At 29.3% G+C, this 21,664-nt stretch carries 22 protein-coding genes and 1 other annotated feature; of the genes, 21 read left to right on the top strand and 1 reads right to left on the bottom strand.

The features are described 5' to 3' along the window. The first annotated feature begins 2 nt into the window (after positions 1 to 2). The 6 genes from yhbH (at position 3) to H8S20_RS03555 (ending at position 5,232) form a co-directional block, all read left to right on the top strand. Positions 3 to 1,187: a sporulation protein YhbH gene (yhbH, locus tag H8S20_RS03580; protein ID WP_186859417.1), complete on the top strand. Its 1,185-nt coding sequence runs from the start codon at positions 3 to 5 to the stop codon at positions 1,185 to 1,187. Beyond that, a complete protein-coding gene (locus tag H8S20_RS03575) occupies positions 1,177 to 2,547 on the top strand; it encodes a SpoVR family protein (protein WP_032119914.1) in 1,371 nt (456 codons plus the stop codon). The genes yhbH and H8S20_RS03575 overlap by 11 nt, the downstream gene beginning before the upstream one ends. 137 nt (positions 2,548 to 2,684) lie before the next feature. Beyond that, complete coding sequence (locus H8S20_RS03570) at positions 2,685 to 3,227, top strand: rubrerythrin family protein (RefSeq protein ID WP_032119913.1); 543 nt, start codon at positions 2,685 to 2,687, stop codon at positions 3,225 to 3,227. Positions 3,228 to 3,238: 11 nt separating this feature from the next. After that, entirely contained in the window at positions 3,239 to 3,745 is a 507-nt protein-coding gene (locus H8S20_RS03565; RefSeq protein WP_032119912.1) for a hypothetical protein, read from the top strand. Then, a complete protein-coding gene (gene cax, locus H8S20_RS03560; protein ID WP_032119911.1) occupies positions 3,714 to 4,799 on the top strand; it encodes a calcium/proton exchanger in 1,086 nt (361 codons plus the stop codon). The genes H8S20_RS03565 and cax overlap by 32 nt, the downstream gene beginning before the upstream one ends. A 10-nt stretch (positions 4,800 to 4,809) precedes the next feature. Beyond that, positions 4,810 to 5,232, top strand: a complete 423-nt coding sequence (locus tag H8S20_RS03555; protein WP_186859299.1) for a hypothetical protein — start codon at positions 4,810 to 4,812, stop codon at positions 5,230 to 5,232. A gap of 98 nt (positions 5,233 to 5,330) precedes the next feature. On the opposite strand, the gene pssA is transcribed toward H8S20_RS03555, so the two are convergent. Beyond that, positions 5,331 to 5,852 carry a CDP-diacylglycerol--serine O-phosphatidyltransferase gene (pssA, locus tag H8S20_RS03550; protein WP_186859298.1) on the bottom strand — a complete coding sequence of 174 codons (522 nt, stop codon included), beginning with the start codon at positions 5,850 to 5,852 and terminating at the stop codon, positions 5,331 to 5,333. Positions 5,853 to 6,068: 216 nt separating this feature from the next. Here pssA and H8S20_RS03545 point away from each other — a divergent pair, with 216 nt between their 5' ends. From H8S20_RS03545 to H8S20_RS03475, 15 genes are all read left to right on the top strand, one after another. Then, on the top strand, positions 6,069 to 6,950 hold the full coding sequence (locus H8S20_RS03545; RefSeq protein ID WP_032119909.1) for a YegS/Rv2252/BmrU family lipid kinase: 882 nt from the start codon (positions 6,069 to 6,071) through the stop codon (positions 6,948 to 6,950). A 131-nt stretch (positions 6,951 to 7,081) separates the two neighbouring features. After that, positions 7,082 to 7,660 (top strand): hypothetical protein, encoded by a 579-nt coding sequence (locus H8S20_RS03540; protein ID WP_243177491.1) that lies wholly within the window; start codon positions 7,082 to 7,084, stop codon positions 7,658 to 7,660. Between the two features lie 278 nt (positions 7,661 to 7,938). After that, a complete protein-coding gene (locus H8S20_RS03535) occupies positions 7,939 to 9,195 on the top strand; it encodes a magnesium transporter (protein WP_032119907.1) in 1,257 nt (418 codons plus the stop codon). Between the two features lie 67 nt (positions 9,196 to 9,262). Next, positions 9,263 to 9,500 (top strand) — a binding site (T-box leader). A 109-nt stretch (positions 9,501 to 9,609) separates the two neighbouring features. After that, positions 9,610 to 10,518, top strand: coding sequence for a cysteine synthase A (cysK, locus tag H8S20_RS03530; RefSeq protein ID WP_032119906.1), 909 nt, complete (start codon positions 9,610 to 9,612; stop codon positions 10,516 to 10,518). Positions 10,519 to 10,757: 239 nt separating this feature from the next. Then, positions 10,758 to 11,348 (top strand): serine O-acetyltransferase EpsC, encoded by a 591-nt coding sequence (gene epsC, locus H8S20_RS03525; RefSeq protein ID WP_032119905.1) that lies wholly within the window; start codon positions 10,758 to 10,760, stop codon positions 11,346 to 11,348. A gap of 2 nt (positions 11,349 to 11,350) precedes the next feature. Beyond that, positions 11,351 to 12,337: a tRNA epoxyqueuosine(34) reductase QueG gene (gene queG, locus H8S20_RS03520; protein ID WP_032119904.1), complete on the top strand. Its 987-nt coding sequence runs from the start codon at positions 11,351 to 11,353 to the stop codon at positions 12,335 to 12,337. Between the two features lie 65 nt (positions 12,338 to 12,402). After that, positions 12,403 to 13,047, top strand: a complete 645-nt coding sequence (nth, locus tag H8S20_RS03515) for an endonuclease III (RefSeq protein WP_032119903.1) — start codon at positions 12,403 to 12,405, stop codon at positions 13,045 to 13,047. A 217-nt stretch (positions 13,048 to 13,264) separates the two neighbouring features. After that, positions 13,265 to 14,860: an amidohydrolase gene (locus tag H8S20_RS03510; RefSeq protein ID WP_186859297.1), complete on the top strand. Its 1,596-nt coding sequence runs from the start codon at positions 13,265 to 13,267 to the stop codon at positions 14,858 to 14,860. Positions 14,861 to 14,964: 104 nt separating this feature from the next. After that, positions 14,965 to 15,882, top strand: a complete 918-nt coding sequence (locus tag H8S20_RS03505) for a D-alanine--D-alanine ligase (RefSeq protein ID WP_186859416.1) — start codon at positions 14,965 to 14,967, stop codon at positions 15,880 to 15,882. A gap of 158 nt (positions 15,883 to 16,040) precedes the next feature. Then, the gene (locus H8S20_RS03500; protein ID WP_051986978.1) at positions 16,041 to 16,760 is read left to right on the top strand and encodes an ABC transporter ATP-binding protein; all 720 of its coding nucleotides are present in this window, start codon (positions 16,041 to 16,043) and stop codon (positions 16,758 to 16,760) included. Continuing rightward, positions 16,760 to 17,782, top strand: a complete 1,023-nt coding sequence (locus tag H8S20_RS03495) for an ABC transporter permease (RefSeq protein WP_186859296.1) — start codon at positions 16,760 to 16,762, stop codon at positions 17,780 to 17,782. Before H8S20_RS03500 ends, H8S20_RS03495 begins: the two co-directional genes overlap by 1 nt. 372 nt (positions 17,783 to 18,154) lie before the next feature. After that, entirely contained in the window at positions 18,155 to 19,528 is a 1,374-nt protein-coding gene (locus H8S20_RS03490) for an MATE family efflux transporter (protein WP_186859295.1), read from the top strand. Between the two features lie 191 nt (positions 19,529 to 19,719). Then, entirely contained in the window at positions 19,720 to 20,184 is a 465-nt protein-coding gene (locus H8S20_RS03485) for a GNAT family N-acetyltransferase (RefSeq protein ID WP_032119899.1), read from the top strand. Positions 20,185 to 20,208: 24 nt separating this feature from the next. Further along, a complete protein-coding gene (locus tag H8S20_RS03480; protein ID WP_032119898.1) occupies positions 20,209 to 20,790 on the top strand; it encodes a DUF3267 domain-containing protein in 582 nt (193 codons plus the stop codon). A gap of 19 nt (positions 20,791 to 20,809) precedes the next feature. Then, positions 20,810 to 21,385, top strand: a complete 576-nt coding sequence (locus H8S20_RS03475; RefSeq protein WP_032119897.1) for a class I SAM-dependent methyltransferase — start codon at positions 20,810 to 20,812, stop codon at positions 21,383 to 21,385. Positions 21,386 to 21,664 lie beyond the last annotated feature (279 nt).

Genomic DNA, 21,664 nt, shown 5'->3' with positions numbered 1-21,664 from the left:
CTATGGCGATCTTTAGAGATAATAGCGAGAATCCAATTGAACACGATAGAAGTATTGAAGATAGAAGAAGGCATAGACAATTAGTAGAGAAATCTATAAAAGAAAATATTGGCGACATATTATCAGAAGAAAGTATAGTAGGTGAAACTAAAAACAAAAAATTTAAAATACCTATTAGAGGAATAAAAGAGTATCAATTTATCTTCGGTAAAAATAGTACAGGAGTAGCATCAGGTACTGGTGAAGAAAAAAGAGGTGATAAAGTTGGCTCAGCAGATGGTAGTGGAAAGAAAGGAAGTAAAGGAGCTGGGCAAGGCGAAGGTGATGATGTTTATGAAACTGAAATCACAATGGAAGAATTATTAGATTATATAGTTGAAGATTTAGACTTGCCGAATTTAGATAGAAAGAAATTTTCAGAAGTATTAACAGAAAGTACTTCAAGAAAGCGTGGATATCAAAAGTATGGAATAAATCCAAGACTTGCAAAGAAAAAGACAGTTATGGCTAAGACTGCAAGAAAACAAGGGAAAAAGAGAGCTTTAATGGAAAGTGGATTAGATGAGGAATTAGAAAGATTTCCATTTAGAGAAGATGATTTAAGATATTACAAAGTTAAAAAGAAACCTAAGCAAGAAAGTAATGCAGTTCTTATATTTATAATGGACGTTTCCGGTTCTATGGATAGCACTAAAAAGTATCTTGCTAGATCATTCTTCTTTGTACTTTCTAGATTTATAAAGAGAAAATATAATAATATAGCTTTTGAATTTATTTCACATACTACTGTTGCAAAGAATGTAAATGAATATGAGTTTTTTCATAAAGCAGAATCAGGAGGAACTTATATATCTAGTGGGTTAAATTTAGCTTTAAAGTTAGTTGAAGAGAAATACTCACCAGACGTATGGAATATTTATCCTATATATGCTAGCGATGGTGATAACTGGTCAGAAGATAATGAAAGAGCAATAAGTGCAGTTAAGAATTTATGTGAAATAAGCAATATGTTTGGATATGCTGAACTTTTACCATCAACTTACTCTACTACTATGTATTATCGTTTCAATAAAGAGATACATGAAAAGAATTTCGTATCTGTAATAATTAAGGAGAAAAAGAACCTTTGGGATGCTTTAAAGATAATGCTTAGTAAGGAGCTTAAGGAGGGAAATGATGGAGTATAATTTAAGTGATTTACAAGAATGGAATGTTAAAATAGAAGAAAAGGTTAATAGTTTTGGGTTAAATTATTATCCGCAAGAGTTTGAGATAATTGGATATAATGAAATGATTGGATATGAGGCATACGTTGGTATGCCTTCAAAATATCCTCATTGGAGCTATGGAAAAGCATACGAAAAAAATAAAACATTATATTCTTTAAACTTAACTGGATTACCTTATGAGATGGTTATTAACTCAGACCCTTGCTTAGCATACTTAATGAGAGAAAATACATTGTTGTTACAGATATTAACAATGGCACACGTATATGGTCATAATGATTTCTTTAAAAATAATAGATTATTTAAAGAAGGAACTAAGGCTTATTATACTCTAGAGATGTTTAAGCTAGATGCTGAAATAATAAGAGGTTATGTTAATGATCCTAATATAGGCTATGCAAAGGTAGAGAAAATACTAGATGCAGCTCATGCATTAAAGTTCCAAATACCTAGAGTTGTTGGAGTTAAGGAGTTAAGCCAAGAAGAAATAAAAGCTAATCTTATGGATGAATACAATAGAAAGATAGAAGGTAGATATATTTTAGATCAGGATGAGGAAATAGAACTTCCTGATTTAAGTAAGATACCACTTGAACCTTGTGATGACGTTATAGGATTCATAATGAAATATGGGTCTCTAGAAGAATGGGAAAAAACTATATTGAAAATAGTTAAGAGAGAAACTGAATATTTTATGCCACAAATAGAGACTAAGATAATGAATGAAGGATGGGCAAGCTATTGGCATTATACAATTTTAAATTCTTTAGAATTGCCAGAAGGACTTCACTTTGAATTCTTAAAACGTCACAACGATGTAATAGCACCTATACTTGGAGGACTTAATCCTTATTATATGGGATTTAAGATATTCCAAGATATCGAAAAGAGATATGGTAGAGAAAAGTTATTTGAGGTTAGAAGCTTAGAGAGAGATAATTCTTTCTTAAGAAAGTATCTAACACAAGATTTGTGTAATGAATTAAACTTATTCCAATATGCTAAAAAGAGCTTTGATTTTGTTATTGAAGAAGTTTCTGATGAAGAAGGTTGGAAGATTATAAGAGATACATTATCATCTACTTGTGGAGTAGGGGGAATACCATATATCAGGATAGTTGATTTAGATAGAAAAGATGGTGCTTTGACATTAGAGCATGTATTTGATGGAAGAGAGTTAGAACTCTTATATGCTAAAGAAACTTTAAAATATTTATTTGACCTATGGGGAAGGAAAGTAGTATTAAAGACTAAAACACGAGAAGGCAAAAATATAGAGATTCTATGTGATAATGATAGAAAAATTTATATAAATTAAAAGTGATAAGTAGGTAAACTCTTAACTTGTCACTAACAAATAAAGCATCAGGTAAAACTGATGCTTTATTTGTTGAAGGCACATATTAAGTTCTTTTGAATATTTTAATAGTGTAAATATTTTTTTAGGAGCAGACTATGGACTTAAAAGGAAGTAAAACTGAGAAGAATCTCTATAGAACATTTGCTGGCGAAAGTAGAGCAAATACTAAGTATACATTATATGCAGAAAAGGCAAGACAAGAAGGATATCAATGGGTAGGAGAAATATTTGACGAGACAGCTAAAAATGAATTAGCTCATGCAAGAAGAGTATATGGACAGTTTTTAAAAAATGTTAAATCTACTTGTGACAATTTAGTAGATTCTATTAATGGGGAAACAGAAGAATATAAGGATATTTATAAAAGATTTGAAAATGAAGCTAGACAAGAAGGGTTCAATGATATTGCAGATTTCTTTAAAGAGTTACAAGAGGTAGAGGAAGCTCATTCTAAAAGGTATAAGAAGCTATATGATAAGTTAGAAGATGGAACAATGTTTAGCGGACCTAAAGAATCTAAGTGGTGTTGTATGAATTGTGGATATATACATGAAGGTGTAGAAGCACCATTAATTTGCCCACTTTGCAAATTCCCAAGGGCATATTTTAAGCCATGTTGTGAAATTAAGAATGCATAGGAGGAGAAAATATGTATATATCAATGCCAAGGGACTTTTTTGTTCCTGTAATGTATGATTATAAAGAAAATTTAAACTTAATAGATGAAGAAAGTCAAGAGATGTACAGGGAAAGTAAAGGGCAGATAAATGCTGAATATCAAAAAGCATTACAAGAAAAAGAAGCTATTTATGTTAAACCAGGTAGCAAAGAGACAACTGGAGAAGAAAAGGTAAATGAAGAATACTATAAGGCGCTACAGGAGAAAGAGGCTACTTATGTAAAGCCAGGTAGTAAAGACATAAGCGGAGAAGGGAAGGTAAATGAAGAATACTATAAGGCGTTACAAGAGAAAGAGGCTACTTATGTGAGGCCAAATATGTATGTATCAATAGATGATGAATATATAAATAATGCTACTAGTAAACAAAATAGGGGTATTAATAAAGGAGGAACAAGAGAAAATTATAATGGACCAATAAATAGAAGGATGTATAGTGATTTAGATGATGAGTATGCTAGAGGCTTTAAGAGATAAGAAAACTAGAAATAGCATAATATTATTTGTAATTTCATTAGGATGCTTATTTATTAATACAACTAATATAATATTAGGACTAGTAATACATTCGGTTGCAATGATTCCCCTTGCTTTTATGCTTGGGGAATTCACTTCTAGTATTTCAGAATATATAGGAGAAAAAAAAGGTGGGCTATTAACTGCCACTTTAGGAAATCTTCCTGAAATAATAATGAGTATATGGTCATTAAGATTAGGGCTTATTTCAATGGTGCAAGCTGCTATGATAGGGTGTATAGTTAATAATATGCTTTTAGTGCTTGGGGTTTCAATATTTCTAGGTGGAATAAAATATAAGCAACAAACCTTTAATAAGAATAATGCTAAAACAAATTTTAGTATGCTATTGTTAGCTATGTCATCTATGGTAGTAATGGCATGTATTAATAATTACTCAAGTATAAGAACTGAGACAGTAATTAAAATAAGTGCGGCTGTATCAATAATTTTAATATGTGTGTACCTATTAGGATTGATATATTCTCTATATACACATAGTAATTTAATATTAGTAGATGGCCAAGAAGAAAATATAGAATCAAGGAATTCAGACAAGAGAGGTTTGGCTTTATTATTTATAAAGATAATAATTATAAGCTTAGCCATATATTTTTTATCAGAGAAAGTAATAAATGATGCTAATATTGTAATAAAAAATTTTAATATATCTGAAAGTTTTATGGGAATAATATTAATTCCTATTTTAGGTAATATAGGAGAGAATATTTCAGCTATTATGTGTGCTGTAAAAAATAAGGTTAATTTAAGCCTGGAGATAGCAATAGGATCCGGAATACAAATAGCTTTATTTGCAACTCCAATTTTAGTATTAATAGCATTTTTATTAGGAGTACAAATAGCACTAGTATTTTCAGTTTTGAATATAATTATAGTTGGATTAGCTATTTTTATGTCCTATATAGTTTTTGCTGATGGTAGTACTAATTGGTTTGAAGGAACGGTATTAATAGCAGTATATGTAATTATTACTATATGTTATTTTTTTGTGTAGGAGGTAGCTAATGGGATATAACAAGTTAATACACGATTATTATATAAATTTAAGCAACTTAGCCGGTTTATTAAAAACATTAACAGACTCCTATAGACTTCTAATCGGAGGTGCTTTTGAACTAAATAATATACCTGAAGCACGGACAAAGTATGTAAAAGAAGCTGTTAATAGGGCAGATAAATTAGGTGACGAAATTGATCATTTGATAGATTTGCTTGAAGAGTGTGGAGAGTCATACTATAAATATGTAGCAGTTATGAATGATTATATATTAAAAAATGGGAACAGTGATCTTATTTTAACTGAGGTTGATAGCGATTTGCAGTTTTCAAACTCACCAGGAGTCACAAATCCAGGAAGCTTTAATACTTCACCGGGAGGGAATTTAGGACCTAGACCGAAGGAAAAAATTAAAGAGGGTGATGATTAAGAATTAGTAAATAATAATTAATAAGATATAATTTAATTTTTACAATGATTTTTTATTCTTAATTATAAAAAGCTGTGCATATTGGCACAGCTTTTTTATTAGAATTTTTTTAATTTAAAATTACTAACCATTAAATATGAGAATACTACCATAAGAAGCATTGGGACAATAGCAGACATATTTACCCTTAAAGTTAATAAAACAAATAATGCCATAAAGCATCCAGCTATTGTTATTGGTACCCCGGCAAATACACCATCAAAAGTAGATACGTTATATCTAGCTAATCTAAAGGCTCCACATATTGGAAAAGAAATTAGTACTATAAATCCAATTAAGCTTGTAGGGCCTACATCTTTAAAATTAAATAATATAAAAGATAAAATTGATGGAGCTACACCAAATGAAACTAAGTCAGCTAAGGAATCTAACTCTTTTCCAAGCTCACTACTTGCATTAAGAAATCTTGCAATTCTTCCATCATATCTGTCAACTAATCCAGCTAAAATTATGAAAGTACTTGCTAAAGCATAGTTACCATCCATAGTAGATAAGATTGAACATATACCTAAAGATAAGTTAATAAAAGTAAAAGCATTAGGAATATAAGCTCTCTTCATATAATCACTCCTAAAATAATTCCGAATTACTGATATATAATTATAACATAATACATATAAAAATATAATACTATAATTTGCAATGATGCAGAAAAGTTACGATTGTATATAGATTGTTTATAAAATATTATTAGTAATATAATGATTTATAAAAGTTAAGTATGCTATAATCTTCTATATGTTATATTTTACTAAACACACAAGGGAGGTAGAACTGTGAGATACGTAAAGTTTATTTACAATCCTTATTCAGGTGAAAATTTAATCCTTGCTAAATTAGATAAGGTTATAAGTATTCATCAAAATGCAGGATATACTATAGTTCCTTATAGGATAAGTAGAGATGAAGATGTTTCAGAAGCATTTAGAGATGTGAAAAGTTGTGATTATAAATATGTGTTAGTAGCTGGTGGAGATGGTACTGTGGATTCAGTGGTGAATGTTATGGCTAAGCAAGGGATATCAATACCTATTGCTATATTGCCTGTAGGAACAGCAAATGATTTTGCTAAGTTCTTAGGGATACCTTCAGATATAGAAGAAGCATGTAAAAGAATTATTAATTCACATATAACTACTGTAGATTTAGGTAGTATAAATGATAAATATTTTGTTAATGTAGCAAGTACAGGTCTTTTTACAGATGTATCACAAAAGACAGATGTAAATATAAAAAATACTATAGGTAAGCTTGCATATTACTTAAAAGGAATAGAAGAGCTACCTAATTTTAGAAAGCTAAAAGTTAAGATAAAGTCAGAAAATACTAAGTTTGAAGGAGAAATGTATTTCTTATTAGTATTTAACGGGCAAACAGCAGGAAACTTTAAACTTGCAACTAAGTCAGATGCTAAGGATGGTCTATTAGACGTAATAATCTTTAAAGCTATACCTATAATGGAATTAATACCTTTATTTATAAAAGTATTAAAAGGAGAACATTTAGATTCAGAAAATGTAATTTACTTTAAAGCTAAAGAAATCCATATAGAGTGTCATGAAGATATAGTTACAGATATTGATGGAGAAAAAGGACCAGATTTCCCATTAGATATTAAGTGTATAAAAGGCGGATTAAAAATTTTAGGTGTAAAATGACTTAAAAAAGAATAATTTACTAAATATATTAATAGTTATAAATAACAGCACTATGAAAGGAACATATTATGTTAAATTTTGCTTACCTTTTAACTCTGATATTTATAATTACCTTTATTTTGTATTTAATTATGATAAATAGAAATAAATGTCCTAAAAAAGTGAAAATATTTTTCAATATTACATTTGTATTATTAGTTATAAGATACATAACTGTTTTATTGGGAACATTAATAGAGTCACAATCAATAATATATATTTTAAGGACTATGGTTTTACTTAATTACTCTTTAATACCACTAGTAGCTTTGGGTACAGCATATATTTTCCTAAGAAATGAAGATACAAAATTTGATTATAACTTCATATTTATGTTAATTTTATTATTACTGTATGTTGGAGAGTTATATTTATATAAAGTGAATATATCTATTAATAATTCATTTGGCTTTATAATTAATTTTAAAGATAGTTTAACCCCTAATCTTATTTACTTAATTGTAATCGCATCTATAGCTATAGTATCATTATTATGTGTTGACAAGCCATTTTGTAATAAGTGGGGAATGAAATTATTAACAATAAGTCTTATGCTAACTATAGCAGAATTTATATTATTCTTAGGTGGAATAAAGTTTTTCCCTTACCCACTTATAGGAGAGATATTAATTTTATTAATGAGCTTTAAGGCTATAAAAACTTTTAAATAGTTAAATAATCGTAAATTATTGAAGGAGCTGCATATGCAGCTTCTTTTTAAATTAATTTTATTGCCTTTTAGAGGTTCTATAATATAATAATAGTAGTAGAAGTTAAGATGCCCAATTGAGGGCATTTTTATTTGAAAAATTTATAGGTGGTGAATTTAAGATGGAGGGTGTCCCTCAGAGTATTAAGTTAAAAAAATCAAATAATAGTATAGAGGGAATTACTTTAAGTTTTAAATTATTTAGTTAAAGTTATTCTTTTTAATTTAGGAGGAGACTTTATGAAGAAATTATCTGTACTACTATTTAGTAGTATATTAGGCAAGAAGATATATGACGAGTTTGATGAGGTGTTAGGTACACTAAAGGATATCTATGTAACTACTGATGAAGGGTATCCAAGAGTTATAGGATATAAGGTTAAGAGAGATAGAGCAACATTTCACTATGAATTTAGGAGTGTAGTCTTTTTACAAAATGATAATAAAGTAAAAATAATGACTAGAGGTAGCAAAGAAATACTACCTAGAAGGTATTCATATCTTTTATCAGAACATCTTTTAGATAGAAAGATTGTAGATATAAATGGAAAACAAGTTGTAAGGGTTGATGATTTAAGAATTGCAGAGATTGCTGGGGAGTATAGGGTAATAGCAGTAGAAACAGGCCCAATGGCTAGAGCAAGAAGGTTTGGACTTTTAAATCTTGGAAAGGTGTTGTATAAAACACTTAATAAAGATTTTGAAGATAAGGTTCTTATGTGGGATGATGTTGAATCATTAGAAATGGTAAACAACAATTTACAAATTGCTATACCATATAAAAAATTATCAACATTGCATCCAGCTGATTTAGCAGACATATTAGAAGATCTAGATTCTAGCTCAAGAAAAAAGATTTTTGAGTTTATAGATGAAGATCTAGCAGCCGATGCTTTAGAAGAGATAGATCCAGAGTATAAAGGTGCAATAATAAAAGATATAAGTGAGGCTAAGGCCGCAGAATTACTTGAAAACATGCCAAATGATGAGATCGCAGATTTCTTAGATGAATTAGATGATGAGGAAAGAGAAAAGATTCTTATAAATTTAGAAACTGAAGATGCAAATGAGGTTAAAGAACTTTTACAGTATGATGATGAAACAGTAGGAAGTATAATGAGTAAAGAATTTATATCTTTTAACATAGATATAACTATAGGTGAAATTATAGAAATTTTAAGAGAAACTGAACCAGAAGATGAACAACTAAATTCTATATTTATAACTGATGAAGATGAGAGAGTATTAGGTACACTAACACTAAAAGATTTAATAATGAATAGTCCTGATACAAAGGCTAAAGAAGCAATGGATGAAAATACTAATGTTATAAGGCATTTTGTTGATATAAATGAAGCTATAGAGATAGTATCAAAATATGATTTGTTATCTATTCCAGTTGTAGATGACTATGATGTATTAATTGGTTCAGTAAATACCCATGACTTAATAGATGAATTTTTATACCCTATGTGGAGAAAGAAAAATAAACTTTAAAAAAAGTGTTTACAAAATTTGAGAAAAGCATATAATATAAAATATAAAGCAGAGTTAAATAGTAAGAATTAAGACTGTGAAAAAGGAAAGTAGTATAAAGGATGGTTACAGAGAGAAAAGGATGCTGAAAACTTTTTGCCGGTAATTTATAACGAAGTGCCCTTTGGAGTTTAAGCCTGAAATAGTAGTAAGGTGTTACGGGTTCACCCGTTATAGTGAGAAGGTATGATTGTACCTTTAACGAGTGGGATTATTTTATTATAATCCAAATAGAGTGGAACCACGGATTTTATATCGTCTCTAATTATAGAGGCGTATTTTTTTATAAAAAAATACACAATAATTATTATTAGCTAATAAAAATATCAATAAGACAATTAAAAGTATATAATAAATAGTGAAGGGAGAATTATTATGATTTATAATTCAATGCTAAATTTAATAGGAAAGACACCAATTTTAAAATTGGACAACATGGTTGATGAAAATAGTGCAGAGGTATATGTAAAGTTAGAAAAGTTTAATCCAGGTGGAAGCGTTAAAGATAGAGCTGCTTTAGGGATGATTGAAAAAGCTGAGGAATTAGGAATATTAAAAGAAGGTTCAACTATAATAGAACCTACTAGTGGGAATACAGGTATTGCAATAGCTATGATTGGAAGAATTAAAGGTTACAAAGTAATTATAGTTATGCCTGAAACAATGAGTAAAGAAAGAAGAGATTTAATAAAGGCTTATGGAGCAGAACTAATTTTGACAGAAGGACCTAAAGGCATGAAGGGAGCTATAGCAAAAGCTACTGAATTAGTAGAAGCATATGGATATTTTATGCCACAACAATTTGAAAATATAGCAAATGCAAATAAGCATTATGAAACTACAGCAGAAGAAATATTAGAGGATATTAAAGATTTAGATGCTTTTGTAGCGGGAGTTGGAACAGGGGGAACAATTACTGGAGTTTCTAAAAAGTTAAAAGAAAATATAAAAAAACTAAAAGTTGTAGCTGTAGAACCAGAAAAATCACAAGTTCTAGCTGGTAAAGGACCAGGAGCACATAAAATCCAAGGTATAGGAGCAGGATTTATTCCTTCAATATATAATGGAGAGTATGTTGATGAGATAATAGCAGTTTCAGATCAAGATGCTATAAAGACAGCTGTTGAATTTGCTAGGAAAGAAGGAGTATTAATTGGAATATCATCAGGAGCAGCACTATTTGCAGCAATGCAAGTAGCTAAAAAGCTAGGAAAAGGCAAAAAAGTACTTGCTATAGCTCCGGATGGAGGAGAAAAGTATATATCTATGGGAATTTATGAATAAGGCGCAGAGCGCTTAGGAGAAATATTCAGCCTTGCTGAAGAGAAATGTTTGACTGCGTCAAGGATAAATATGTGCTTGTTGCACAGAGAAATATTTGACGCAGTCAAAGGGGACTATATTTTCGCGAAGTGAATATTTCTCTGCGAGAGCATATTTATCTACACCACAGGTGTAAATTTCTCTTCACGTAGTGAATATTTATCTTACGAGTTTACTCGTACTAAAAGGAGGGTATTAGATTGTTTAAGAACTTAAGTTATGATTTAAATAATATAATGGAAAAGGATCCTGCAGCTAGAAGTAAGATTGAAGTATTTTTGTTATATCCATGTGTTCATGCTTTAATTTTATATAGAGCAGCTCATTATTTATATTCGAAAAAGTTTTTCTTTATAGCTAGACTTATATCGCAATTAGCAAGATTTTTTACTGGAATAGAGATTCATCCTGGTGCTAAAATAGGTAAGGGATTATTTATAGATCATGGAATGGGGGTAGTAATAGGAGAAACTACTGAAATTGGAGATAATGTTACTATATATCATGGAGTAACATTAGGTGGAACTGGAAAAGATAAAGGTAAGAGGCATCCTACTGTAGGAAGTGATGTTGTTATAGGATGTGGAGCAAAGGTTTTAGGACCTATTACAATAGGTGATGGAGCCAAGATTGGAGCTAATGCAGTAGTGTTAAAAGATGTTCCAACTGGAGTTACAGCAGTAGGTAAAGCAGCTAAAAACCTAATTAGAGTTGTTAAAAGTGATTCTGATTCAGTAAAAGAAAATTATAAAGAAAGTAATAAAGATATATATAACGATATGGTGATTTAATAATGATTAAAGAAAAAATAATTAAGTATTGTAATTCTATTGGATTAGATACTATTGGTTTTATTAAATGTAGAGTTTTTGAAGAATTACGTGAGTTTTATTTAGAAAGAAAAGAAAAAGGTTTAGAAAATGAATTTGAAGAAAGTGATGTAGAAAAGAGAATTAATCCTAATGTATATATGGAAGATGGGAAAACTATTATATCAATAGCTTTCCCATACCATATGGGAGAAGTTAATGTTGATAATGGATTTTCTATTTATACAAAGGGATATGATTATCATAGAGTAGTTAATAGTTATTTAGATAAGGTATGTACATATATAGGCAAACTTGGAGGGAAGGCAATCCCTTTAGTAGATAGCAATTCTCTTCCTGAAAGATATATAGGATATTTGGCTGGCATTGGGATAATAGGAAAGAATAATATGCTTATAACTAAACAATATGGATCTTATGTTTTTTTAGGCGAAATAATAACTGATTTAGAAATAGAATGTGAAGATTCAGGGACTTTTGAAGAGGTTTTGAAGTATGAAGGATGCGGTGATTGTAATAGTTGTATAGATAATTGCCCAACAAAGTCTATCATGACAGGAAGAAAAAATCCTAATATATGCTCATCGTATATTACTCAGAAGAAAGAACTTTCTACTGTGGATTATAAGCTTATAAAAAATAGAATTTTTGGTTGTGATATTTGTCAAAACACTTGTCCTCATAATAAAGAGGTTGAGGTTTCTAAGTTAGGGGAATTTATACCGTTAGAGTTTATGAATACTGTTGATATAAACTTTTATGCTAACTTAAATAATAAAGATTTTAAAGAGAAATTATCTAGAACATCATGCGGATGGAGAGGTAAAAATGTAATAAGAAGAAATGCAATAATAAGATTATATAATGAAGGTGAAGATATTGAAAAATATAGGGGAGATTCTCCTATGATAAACAAATGTATAGATCAGTTAACAATTAATAGAGAATAGTTAAAGAATATGATTTTATAAGTAATTATTAACTTTTAATTCTTAACTATAGGAAGGGGAACATTATGAAACAAAGAACAAAAGCAATATTAGATATATTAAAAGAGTTGTATCCAGATGCAAAGTGTGAGTTAGAGCATAATTCACCATTTCAGCTATTAGTAGCAACTATTCTTTCAGCTCAAACTACAGATAAAAAGGTTAACGAAGTTACAGCAACTCTATTTAGAGATTATCCAGATTTGGATGCTTTTTTAACATTGTCTATAGATGAACTTGAAGAGAGAATAAAGCAAATAGGTCTTTATAGAAGTAAAGCTAAAAATATAATGATAATGTGTAATCAGCTTAAAAATAACTTTAATGGAGAGGTTCCAGGAACTATGGAGGAGATAGTGACTTTAGCAGGAGCAGGTAGAAAAACTGCCAATGTTGTACTATCAAATGCATTTGGAGTACCATCAATAGCAGTAGATACACATGTGTTTAGAGTTTCAAATCGTTTAGGACTTGCAGATTCAGATAATGTATTAGAGGTAGAAAAGCAGCTTCAGAAGGAGCTTCCTAAAAAGGAATGGAGTCTAGCACATCATCTTTTAATATTCCATGGAAGAAGATGCTGTATTGCTAGAAATCCAAGGTGTGGAGAATGCAGACTTCAAAGTAGATGTAAGTATTATAAAGAAGCGAAAAAGATTGGAAAGTTTTAATAGGAATATAAAAGTGAAGGTATTTCTTATAAAGAAAGTACTTCACTTTTATTTTTCTTAAATTAATAAATTTATTACAAATTATTTTTACCAAAAGTAGTATAATTTTAAATATATACATAATAGTTCAATATTAAATTTTCTTTAATGAAATTTTAATAAAAAGGAAAAAGTAAAAATACATAGTAAAGTATATTTTTACTAAGGAGGATTTAAGATGGATAAAAATGAGAAGTTATACTTTAATGGCGACATATTAACATTAGAAGATGATTTATATGTTGAAGCTTTATTAGTTAAGGGAAGTAAAATTTGTAGATTAGGGAAAAAAGAAGAGTTACTAAAAGAAGCAAGTGAAGATGTAGAATTAATAGATTTACAAGGAAAAACATTAATGCCTTCTTTCATAGATTCACATAGTCATTTTGCTGGATATGCAAGCACATTTTCTCAAGCAGATCTTTCAGAAACAACTAGTTTTGAAGAAATCTCAGGGGCTATAAAAAAATTTATTGTAAAAAATGACGTAGCAGAAGGAAAATGGATTCAAGGTGATGGATATGACCAAAATTTCTTAAAAGAAAAGATACATCCAACTAAAGAATTATTAGATCAAATAGCACCTAATAATCCGCTTCTAGTTAAGCATAAATCAGGACATATGGGGGTGCTAAATACTTTAGGATTAAAGGCATTAGGAATAACAGCAGATACTCCTAACATAGAAGGTGGATTAATAGAAAAGAAAGATGGAGAGCCTACAGGATATATAGAGGAAGCAGCTTTCATGCATTATATTCAAGAGCTACCTATGGTATCTAATGAAGAGTTTTTTGGTAACTTAATGAAAGCTCAAAATGCTTATGCTAGTTTTGGTATAACAACGGCTCAAGAAGGATTTGTGATAGAACAAGTAGTTCCTATTTATCAATATTTAATTCAAACCAAAATGTTAAAAATAGATTTAGTAGGATATTTAGACATATCTAAAGCGGAAGTTTTAAAAGAGAAATTTGCAAATTGTTTAAAGAAATATGATAATCATATAAAGATCGGCGGATACAAGACATTCTTAGATGGGTCGCCTCAAGGAAGAACTGCGTGGATGAGAACTCCATATTTAGGAGAAGAGGAAGATTACTATGCATACGGGACACAAAAAGATGAAGATCTTAAGAATAGCTTAAAGTTAGCATTAAATGATAATATGCAAGTTTTAGTTCACTGTAATGGAGATGCTGCCTGTGAACAATATATAAATCAATTTAAGTTAGCTAAAGAAGAAACTAAATCAACAAATGAAATAAGACCAGTTATAGTTCATGCACAATTATTAGATAAAGATCAGTTAGATGAAGTAAAAGAACTAAATATGATACCATCATTTTTTGTTGCTCACGTATACCATTGGGGAGATATTCATATTAACAATTTTGGTATGGAAAGAGCAAGTAGAATAAGTTTAGCTAAATCAGCTCAAGATAAAGGAATAATGTATACATTCCATCAAGATTCACCTGTTATAGAACCTAACATGCTAGAAACTATATGGTGTGCAGTTAATAGAATAACTAAAAATGGAGTCTTATTAGGTAAAAATGAGAGGGTAACTCCTTTAGATGCTGTTAAGGCAGTTACAAAAAATGCTGCATATCAATATTTTGAAGAAGATATTAAAGGTACATTAAAAGAAGGTAAACTAGCTGATTTAATAATATTAGATAATAATATTTTAAAGGTAGATCAAATGAAAATTAAAGATATTAAAGTTTTAGAAACAATTAAAGAAGGAAAAACTATTTTTAAGAAGTAGAACAATGTTTACTTCATTTAAATAGTATATAGTGTTATAATTATAAAGGCTTGTGTATACAAGTCTTTATTTTATAAGTATGTTTAAATTTGGAGGCAGAAATGATTAAAGTTGGAGTTGTTATGGGCGGTATTTCTTCAGAAAGAGAAGTATCATTAAAAAGTGGAAATTCAATAGTTGAGCACATAGATAGAAGTAAGTACGAAGTTGTACCAATAGTTATAGATAATAAAGAAGATATAATAAATAAAGTTAAGGGAATAGATTTTGCTTTATTAGCATTACATGGTAAGTTTGGTGAAGACGGAACTGTTCAATCAGTACTTCAAACTTTAGATATACCTTACTCAGGATGTGGCCCAATAAGCTCAGGAGTATGTATGGATAAGGATCTTACAAAGAGAATATTAGTAGCTAATGGAATAAGAACTGCTAGATGGATAAATGTATCATCAATAGAAGAGATAGATTATGATGCAATAGAAGAAATGGGATATCCTGTTTTTGTTAAGCCTACTAATGGAGGATCAAGTGTAGCTACATTCAAGATAAATAGGAAAGAAGATATAGAAAATGCTGTTTTAGAAGGCCTAAAATGGGATACAGAAGTAATGATAGAAGAGTTTATAAAAGGCGAAGAAATAACATGTCCTGTATTTGATAAGAAAATGTGGCCAGTAATAGCTATAAGACCTAAAGCAGGAGCAGATTTCTTTGACTTTACTCAAAAATATTCAGATAATGGTGCTGAAGAAGTAATAGTTGAGCTTGAAGAAAACCTTCATAAAGAAGTTGAAAAGATGGCTATAGGTACTTATAGAGCATTAAAGTGTGAAGTTTATGCAAGAGTAGATATGATAGTAACTGCAGAAGGTGTTCCTTATATATTAGAGGTTAATACATTGCCTGGTATGACTGCTGCCTCACTTTTTCCTAAGAGTGCAAAAGCTGTTAATGTAAGCTACTCAGGACTTATCGATATGATTATACAAACATCTTTAAAGGTAAAAAGAGCAATTTAATTAAGTTAAGAGTTAGAAGTTAATAGACAAGAGTAGAGTAAGAAACTTATATAAGATTTCTATAGAAATAACTTAAAAAGTCAGCTTAGGCTGGCTTTTTTTATTAAAATTTTTAATTGCGACTCTTAGCTTTTAACTAATAATCAGGAGGTGGAATTGTGGATAAAGTTATTTTAAAGGTTGAAGGCTTAAGTAAATCTTTTAAAAAGAGAAAAGTAGTTGATAATGTTTCATTTGAATCTAAAGAGGGTGAGATATTAGGTTTTTTAGGAGCTAATGGAGCTGGAAAGACAACTACTATAAGAATGATAACAGGGCTTATAGGTGCGGATAGTGGAACGATTATAATAGATGGACATAACATAAAAGGTGATTTTGAAAAAGCTATGGCTAATGTAGGTGCAATTGTAGAAGTACCATTTTTATATGAATATATGACCGGGATGGAAAATATAAAGCTTTTTGCTAAGCTTTATAAAGCATCTGAGGAAGGTGTGCAGGACGCTATAAAGGTTTCTGGCCTTAAAGATAGGCTAAATGATAAAGTTAAAGAATATTCATTAGGGATGAAGCAAAGAATTGGGTTATCTGTAGCTCTTATGAAGCAACCTAAATTATTAATTTTAGATGAGCCTACTAATGGTTTAGATCCTATGGGAATAAAGGATTTAAGAGAATTCTTAAAAAAATTAGCTCACAATAAAAATATTTCTGTAGTAGTTTCAAGCCATATATTGATGGAAATGGAGCAACTATGTGATAGAGTTGTTATAATTTCTGAAGGCAAGGTTATTTGTACTAAGACTATGGATGAAATTAATAGTGAGTCTTCTTTAGAGGATGTATTTATAAACTCAATAATGGAGGCTGAAAAATAATGAAAGATGTTTTATATTTAAGTAAGTTAGAGTTTAGTAAGATGTTTAAAACTAAAATAGCTAAAGTCGGAATAATATTGGCGTTCATAATTATGATTGGATTAACTATATCTGAATATAGTGATATGAAAAGAGTAAGAGAATATGAAAGTGCCAATGGAACATCAGAATCATGGGATTGGAGAGAAAGAGAAGAATATCTTATATCTCAGAAGGAAAGTATGCTAAGTGACCCATATTACAATGAAAGTGATAGGAAACAAATAGAAAGAAGAGTAGAAATTGCAGAGTATAGATTAGAACATAATATTACAAAGGACTATGAAAAAAATATGTGGTGGTTCTTTGCTGATAATTCTTTTAATTGGGTATTTAGATTTATAATTTTAATAGTTGTATTAGTTGGAGTATTTAATGTATCTAGTGAATATAACAACAAAACAATAAATATGTGGCTTGTATCTCCATATAAAAGATGGAAGGTTTTAACTTCTAAGTACTTAGCTATTATAGGATATGGAGCAATTATATTAGGAATAGTTCTCTTTATGGGATTATTGTCGGGAATAATAATTCATGGCTTTGATAGAGTATCTAGTGAAGCAATACTTTATGGCGTTAATGGTCCGTATACAATTAGTACAGCTTTATATTCAATTGTTATAGTTTTATTAAAATTAGTTGAATTAATATTTTCAATTTCATTAGCCTTTATGATATCAGTATTATTAAAGTCAGTATCATTTGCAACTATAACATCTATAGTAACTATATTTGTAATATCACCAGTAGTTTTGTATGGTGGGAAGATGATGGATTATTTAAATTACTTACCATTTAATCATTTGGATTTTAGAAAATTCTTAGACTTTGGAACAATATTGCCAAATGTAAATAATGATTTTGATAGTATAATAATTCAAGGGTTCACCCCAACAATAGCATCTTTAATTATAATGTTATATATTTCTATGTTTATGAGTATTACTTATGGAGTGTTTTGTAAGAGAGATGTGATTTAGATGAGGCTAAGATCAGTAGAAGAAAGATATTAATAAGTTGAAAAACAAATAAAAAGACAGTAAGTTATTTAATCAATGGTAACTTACTGTTTTTTTATAAAGAATATTAAAAAAATGGCGGGGATAGTAGGGTTCGAACCTACGAATGCCGCAGTAGAGTATAATAATCTTTATAGAGATATAGATAATGTAAAGTTACAATAATTTTAACATGATTTGTATAGAAAGAATGCCGCATTTTCAAAAAATGAAAATGTTGCATTTTTTTTGTTTTTATATTGACTTAGAGTTTACTTTAGGTAGTAACATAAGCGGTGGGAGTCTTTCTATGTTGAGAGATTAAATAATAAAATATAAAAGGGGATAGAAATGATGGAAAATAAAATGGGGACAGAACCTATTAGAAAATTACTTATAAAGATGAGTCTACCATTGATGATTAGTCTGTTGATAAGTAATTTGTATAATTTAATAGACAGTATGTATGTATCAAGTTTAGGAGAAAGTGCGTTAAGTGCAGTTTCGCTTTCAGCACCAATAATGATGATGATGGCTGCCTTTGGAAGTGGTAATGCAATAGGGTTAAATGCAGTTTTATCAAAGGCATTAGGAGAGAACAATCCTGAAAAGGTAAAAAAAGCGATAAGAACATCACTATTTTTATCGTTAGCTTCATATATAGTTATTGTGACTTCTAGATTGATAATAGTAGAACCGTATTTTAGCTCGCAAACTAGTGACTTAGAGATTATAAGACAAGGAACAGCATATTTAAATACAGTAATGTTCTTAGCTTTCGGAGTAATGTTTCAATGGGTACTTGAAAGGCTACTAATTTCAACAGGTAAGACTCATTTGTTTATGATTACATTGTCTTCAGGAGCAATTATAAATATTATATTAGATCCAGTATTTATATTTGGGGTTCCAGTGTTAGGAATTCCAGCGTTAGGAGTACAAGGGGCAGCAGTTGCAACAGTATTTGGACAGACTTTTTCAGCTTCTTTAGCACTATATTTTAATTATAAGTATAATAAGGAAATAGAAATGAAGTTTAGTTTGGTACCAGATTGGAGTACTTTTATTGAAATATTAAAGACTGGTATACCAACAGCATTTATGCAAGGGTTTGTATCAGTAGTTACTATGGGTGTGAATATGATACTAATATCTTTTAGTACTACAGCAGTTGCAATATATGGAGTAGTATTGAGAATATTAAATATGATATTAATTATGCCAAATGGGATTGGACTTGGAGTTATACCAATAGTTGCATATAATTATGGTGCACAAAAACGTAATAGAGTTAAAGAGGCAATAAAATTTAGTGTTATTTTTAGTGTATTAGTAGGAGTAATAGGAATGATAGTATTAAGTATTATTCCATCATTTATGCTAGGAATGTTTAATCCAACAGATGAAATGAAAACAATTGGTATAACTGCTATTAGATTATTAAGTATAACACTTCCATTAGCAGGGGTAAGTATAGTTTTATCGTCATTTTTCCAAGGGATTGGATTAGCTAAATATAGTATGTATTTATCATTAACAAGACAGATAATATTATTACTTCCAATAGTATTCTTATTATCATTAACTAAAATATTACCACTAGTATGGATAGGTTTTTCAGTAGCAGAAGGTCTTGCATTAATAGTTGGTTATATATTGTATAAACGTTCATATAGAGATGTACTAATGAAAATACAAGAGTATACGGTTGAAGAATGTTGTATTTAGAAGGCGTTTTATTTTTGGAGAGGAAAATATATGAAAGGATAAATGATATCCTAAATTCGTAAATAAAATAAAGTGAATTTGAAAAATACTGCTGAAGTATAAATAACTTTAGTAGTGTTTTTTGTTTTAAATGAAATGTAAAAATGGTAAAATTTAAAAGTAATTATATTTTATTAGGAGATATAGTGGTTATGATAGAAATTAAAAATATTATGGATAGTAATGAGAAATCAAAAATTACAAATTATATATTAAGAGAGTTACCAGAATGGTTTGGAATTGAAGAATCAATAGTAGAGTATGTTGAAGAAGTTAAACAATATGATTTTTATGGAGCATATAATCAAGAGGAAGTGATGGGATTTATAAGTATAAAATATAATAATAAATATACGGCGGAAGTGTATCTGATAGGAATATTGAAGGAGTATCAGAATAATCACATTGGAAGAAGATTAATTGAAGTAGCAGAAGAAGTATTAATTAAAAATAAAATTAAGTTATTTATGGTAAAAACTTTAGGGGAATCTCATCCAGATGAAAATTATAAAATAACTAGAGAATTTTATAAAAAACTAGGTTTTTATCCGTTAGAGGAAATTAAAGAGATATGGGGAGAGAGTAATCCATGCTTAATTATGGTTAAGACTTTATAAAGTGTGATATATGGGGGAGGTAGTATGTACAATATTAAGTTTAAGGGGAAATACAAAGATGAAAATGAATTAAAAAAAGGTGAACTACCTATTAATGCAATTAAGTATGATGAGCCAGATACTATGAATAAGATATTTTGGAGAGGCTTTTTAATTAGTTCACCAATGCTATTGGTAATTACTATTTTACTTTTTACAAGGATAGGTTTTAAGCTGAATTTTACCATAATAATTATTGAATTTATACTTTTATATGTTCATGAATTTATACACGGATTTGCATGTCCTAAAGAAATAGAGAAGGAAGTTTGGACATACTTTAAAGAAGGGGCATTATTTGTATATTTTAAAGATCCTGTATCAAAGTTAAGATTCATATGGTTATCATTAGCGCCAAACCTCATACTTGGGTTTATTCCATTTATACTAGTTATATTAGGAGTATTTAACTTTAATAATACATTAGAAGTATATATTGGAAACATCTCTTGGATGATGATTTTAGGTGGTATTGGTGATTATCTTAATATATATAATACTATTAAGCAGGTACCTAAAGGGTCAAAAGTTATGTGTTATGGATTTAATTCATACTGGTTCGAGTAAATAGAAGTAGGTGTTAATAATGGAGTACATGGGAGATAAAACTTATTGGGATAGTAAATTTGAAATTAGAGGAGATAGCCTATTAAGTCCTGAAAAAGCTTTGATTAATAATATAGGATATTTGAAGAAAGGCACCGTACTTGATGTAGCATGTGGAGATGGAAGAAATACTTTGTATTTACTTCAAAAGGGCTTTGATGTAACAGGAGTAGATTTTAGTAATAAAGCCCTTGAACGATTGAATGCTTTTGCTACGAGGGCTGGGTACGAAATTGAAACAAAGCAGGTTGATTTAAGTGGTAGTAATTCTTTAAATGAGTTGAATAATTTTGATAATATAGTAATTAACCATTATAGAGCAAATAAAGAAGTATTAAAAGAGATATCAAAGCACATAAATGATGACGGAATCTTGTTTGTATGTGGTTTTGGGCATAAGCATAAAGTAGATTCTAAAATTAGACAAGAAGATTTAATTTTGGAAAGTGATTTCGAAGAAATAAAAAATATGTTTGATTTAATTAAGTATGAAGAAAATGAAGACGAAAGGGGATTTTTTGTAACTTATATTTTTAAAAAAGTATTAGTTTATTAATTAAGCAATAGAGAATTAAAAGATAAATAACATATACTTGAAAATTCGATGTGAAAATACATCGAATTTTTTTGTAATAAAAAATAGATAAATGTGTATTAGTTAAGCTATTTAAGTTAAGGATAATCTTAATGGTGGATTATTGTCAGAATTTGCTTATGAAAAGAATTACACAAATTATTGACAAAGATGTACGTACAAGTTATTATAAAGATATAGGAAACATGTACGTACAAGTTTTGGAAAGTGTAGATACATATGTACGTATAAGTTAAAATA

The sequence above is a fragment of the Clostridium hominis genome (genome assembly GCF_014287825.1).
Classification (GTDB): domain Bacteria; phylum Bacillota; class Clostridia; order Clostridiales; family Clostridiaceae; genus Clostridium; species Clostridium hominis.
This window is presented reverse-complemented; position numbering and strand designations above follow the sequence as displayed.